The 4071-nt window shown below is 60.1% G+C and carries 3 protein-coding genes; all 3 read left to right on the top strand.

Features of this window, described 5'->3' with window-relative positions; translation table 11 throughout:
- The first annotated feature begins 309 nt into the window (after positions 1-309).
- Genes ABE456_RS28245 through ABE456_RS28235 form a run of 3 tightly spaced genes read left to right on the top strand, consistent with a single transcriptional unit; the run spans position 310 to position 3872 of the window.
- Positions 310-969 carry a paraquat-inducible protein A gene (locus tag ABE456_RS28245; RefSeq protein ID WP_346646865.1) on the top strand — a complete coding sequence of 220 codons (660 nt, stop codon included), beginning with the start codon at positions 310-312 and terminating at the stop codon, positions 967-969.
- Positions 956-1579 (top strand): paraquat-inducible protein A, encoded by a 624-nt coding sequence (locus tag ABE456_RS28240; protein WP_346646864.1) that lies wholly within the window; start codon positions 956-958, stop codon positions 1577-1579. The genes ABE456_RS28245 and ABE456_RS28240 overlap by 14 nt, the downstream gene beginning before the upstream one ends.
- On the top strand, positions 1572-3872 hold the full coding sequence (locus ABE456_RS28235) for an MlaD family protein (RefSeq protein ID WP_346646863.1): 2301 nt from the start codon (positions 1572-1574) through the stop codon (positions 3870-3872). The genes ABE456_RS28240 and ABE456_RS28235 overlap by 8 nt, the downstream gene beginning before the upstream one ends.
- Positions 3873-4071 lie beyond the last annotated feature (199 nt).

Genomic DNA, 4071 nt, shown 5'->3' with positions numbered 1-4071 from the left:
CCATGTGAGAGTAGGTCATCGTCAAGATTCATTTCGCAAAACCCCTATCTGCACATGCAGGTAGGGGTTTTGTCTTTGTGGGCTAAAAATCCCAGGCCCTGCACAAATTCCTCGGTTCCACAAAGATCCCTGTGGGAGCGGCTTCAGCCGCGAACACCGGCAAAGCCGGTGCCATCCACCGTATCGTCTGCTTCGCGGGCGCGCCCGCTCCCACAGAGGACGCTTCCACAGGCCTCCGTGCCATTGTCGCCTCCCACAATTCGAGCCAGAACACTAGAATAGGCCCACGCACCTATTCAGAAGCGCTATATGCCCAATCCTGTAGATCCTGAATCACTGGCCCAGTTGCCGCTGGACGAGCTTGTTGCCTGTCACGAATGCGACCTGCTGCTGCGCAAGCCCGTGCTCCAGCATGATGAAAAAGCCCAATGCCCACGCTGCGGCTACGAGCTTTACGCCCACCGGCACAATGTGGTCAATCGCAGCCTGGCCCTGGTACTGACCGCCTTGTTGCTGTTCATCCCAGCCAACTTCCTGCCGATCATGCAGCTGCACCTGCTTGGCCAGACTTCAGACGACACCGTCTGGAGCGGCGTGCTTGGCCTGTACAACTCGCAAATGCGTGGCGTCGCTGTAGTCGTGTTCCTGTGCAGCATGGCCATTCCCTTGGTAAAGCTGCTATGCCAGTTGACTGTGCTGTTAAGCATTCGCCTGAACGTAGGGCGGGACTATGGCCTAGTGTTCTATCGCATTTATCACCACGTGCGTGATTGGGGCATGCTCGAGGTCTATTTCATGGGCGTGCTGGTGGCCATCGTCAAGCTGGTGGACCTGGCCGAACTGACCGTGGGCCTGGGGCTGTTCTGTTTTATCAGCCTCTTGTTGATCCAGGTATGGCTCGAAGTGGTGATGTCACCGCACCAGATCTGGAGTGCGCTATCGGGGGAGGACCTGCATGCGGGCGATTGATGCAGGCATTGTTGTCTGCAATGAATGTCACGAGCTGAACAGGCAAGAGCCAGACAGCACTTCGCAAACCTGCACACGCTGCGGCGCTATCGTGCATGCCCGGCGGCCGAACAGCATCGTGCGGACCTGGGCGCTGCTGATTGCCGCGTCGATCCTGTACATCCCGGCCAACATGCTGCCGATCATGACCGTGAGCACCCTTGGCCAAGGCAGCCCTGACACGATCATGTCTGGCGTCATTACCTTGCTCAAGCATGGCATGGTGCCCATTGCTGCCGTGGTGTTCATCGCCAGTATCCTGGTGCCCACGTTCAAGCTGGTGGGTATCGGCTTGCTGCTGTACTCCGTTCAGCGTCGACAGCCGCTTTCAGCGCGGCAACGGATATTGATGTACCGCTTCATCGAATTCATTGGGCGCTGGTCCATGCTCGATATCTTCGTCATCGCCATTCTGGTGGCGGTGGTGAATTTCGGCCGAATAGCCAGTGTCGAAGCCAATCTGGGCGCTGTCGCCTTCGCAACTGTGGTGATTCTGACAATGCTTGCCGCTTTAACTTTCGATCCCCGACTGATTTGGGATAACACGGAGTCGGATGACGACCATGAGTGACCTGCCAACGGCAAAAACCCGCCCAGCCTCGAACTGGTCGGCCATCTGGATCCTGCCTTTGATCGCCTTGATGATCGGTGGCTGGCTCGCATGGCAGGCCTACCGTGATGCCGGCGTGGAAATTGAAGTCCGCTTCGAGTCGGGCGAGGGTATCGTCGCCAACAAGACCGAGGTCATCTACAAAGGCATGTCGGTTGGCAAGGTGAAGAGCCTGGTGCTCGACGCCGAGGGCGAGAACCAAGGGGTAATCGCCACTATCGAGATGAACAAGGCCGCCGAGCCCCACCTGACCAAAGGCACGCGCTTCTGGCTGGTGAAGCCGAGTGTCAGCCTGGCGGGTATTTCCGGCCTCGAAACGCTGGTGTCGGGCAACTACATCGCTGTCAGCCCAGGGGAGGGTGAGCGCACCAAGCGCTTTACCGCATTGAACGTAGCGCCGCCGCTCTCGGACACCGAACCAGGCCTGCACTTGACCCTCAAGGCCGACAGGCTGGGTTCGCTCAACCGTGACAGCCCGGTGTTCTACAAGCAGATCCAGGTTGGCCGGGTGAAAAGCTATCGCCTCTCGGAGGACCAGAGCACTGTCGAAGTCAAAGTCTTCATCGAGCCGGCCTACGCCAGCCTGGTGCGCAAGCACACGCGCTTCTGGAACGCCAGCGGCGTCAGCATCGATGCTTCGCTTTCGGGTGTGAAAGTGCGCAGCGAGTCGCTGTCGAGCATTGTGGCCGGTGGTATCGCCTTCGCCACGCCGGAGTACCGCAAGGACAGCCCACCCACCGACCCGAGCCTGCCGTTCCGTCTGTATGAAGACTTCGATGCAGCCCAGGCCGGTATCCGGGTCAAGGTGAAGCTGAGCGATTATGAAGGCCTGCAGGCGGGCCGTACGCCGGTCATGTACAAGGGCATCCAGGTGGGCTCGCTGAAAGCCCTGAAGATGGAAGACAACCTGGGCAGTGCCTCGGCCGAGCTGACGCTGGACCCGTTGACCGAGGACTACCTGGTCGAGGGTACGCAGTTCTGGGTGGTCAAACCGTCGATTTCGCTGGCGGGTATCACCGGCCTAGAAGCGCTGGTCAAGGGTAACTACATCGCCATTCGCCCCGGTGAGAAGGGGCAGCGACCGGAGCGTGAGTTCGAGGCCCGGGCCAAGGCACCGCCGCTCGACCTCAAGGCGCCGGGCCTGCACATGGTGTTGTTCGCCGACACCCTGGGCTCGCTGGAAATCGGCAGCCCGGTGATGTACCGCCAGGTAAAGGTGGGTAGCGTGCAGAGCTACCAGTTCGCTCGCAACAGTAACCGTATCCTGATCGGTGTACACATCGAGAAGGAGTACGAAAAGCTGGTCAACGGTTCATCGCGCTTCTGGAACGTCAGTGGTATTACCCTGACCGGCGGCCTGTCGGGCATCAAGATCAAGAGTGAGTCGTTGCAAACCCTGATGGCCGGCGGTATCGCATTCGACACGCCACGGCCCGATGTGGCGCTCAAACGCCATATTCCGCGCTTCCGCCTGCATGACAGCCAGGAGGCGGTCAACCGCTCAGGTACGTTGATCACCATTCGCGTGGAGCGTGCCGACGGCCTGAAGCCGGGCACGGCGATCCGCTTCCGCGGCCTGGATGTGGGCAGTATCGAAAGCGTCGACCTGACCGATGACCTGCAGGCGGTGCTGCTGCGGGCACGCATTACTGAGGCCGCGAACCGTATCGCCCGCGCCGGTACGCAGTTCTGGGTGGTCAAGCCAGCCTTTGGCCTGGTGCGTACCCAGAACCTCGACACCCTGGTGGGTGGGCAGTACCTGGAAGTGCAGCCGGCTGCCAAGGACCGTGGCCCGCAGCGCGACTTCATCGCCTTGGCCGATGCCCCGCAGGTGGCTGGGCCGGAAGTTGGCCTGCCATTGACGCTCAGTGCCCCGCGCCGTGGCTCGATCAAGCCGGGTGTGCCGGTAACCTACCGTGAGGTTGCGGTGGGCAAGGTGACTGGGTTCGAGTTGGGCCAGAGCGCTGACCGCGTGCTGATCCATATTCTCATCGAGCCACGCTATGCAGCCCTGGTGCGCAGTGGCAGTCGCTTCTGGAACAGCAGTGGCTTCGGCTTTGACTGGGGGCTGTTCAAGGGGGCTACGGTGCGTACCGAGTCGGTGGAGACCATGATCGACGGCGGCATTGCCTTCGCCACGCCGGATGGCGAACAGATGGGTAACCCGGCACGGCCGCAGCAGACCTTTGCCTTGTTCGACAAGGCCGAGGATGAGTGGCTGCAGTGGGCGCCGAAGATTCAGATAGCCAAGTAATACTGGGCAAACACAGGCCTGCTTTTTTGTAGGAGCGGCCTTGTGTCGCGAAAGGGCTGCGCAGCAGCCCCTCGGTTTTAGCGTCGATGCTGATATTGCCGGGGCTGCTTCGCACCCCCATCGCGACACAAAGCCCCACCAACAAAAAACGGAATTGCGTTTTAGCAAAAAAAGCAGGCAACAAAAAAACCACCCAAAT

The organism is Pseudomonas sp. TWI929 (assembly GCF_039673335.1).
Classification (GTDB): domain Bacteria; phylum Pseudomonadota; class Gammaproteobacteria; order Pseudomonadales; family Pseudomonadaceae; genus Aquipseudomonas.
Note: the sequence above shows the minus strand (reverse complement) of the source record. Positions and strands in the feature narration are given on the sequence as shown.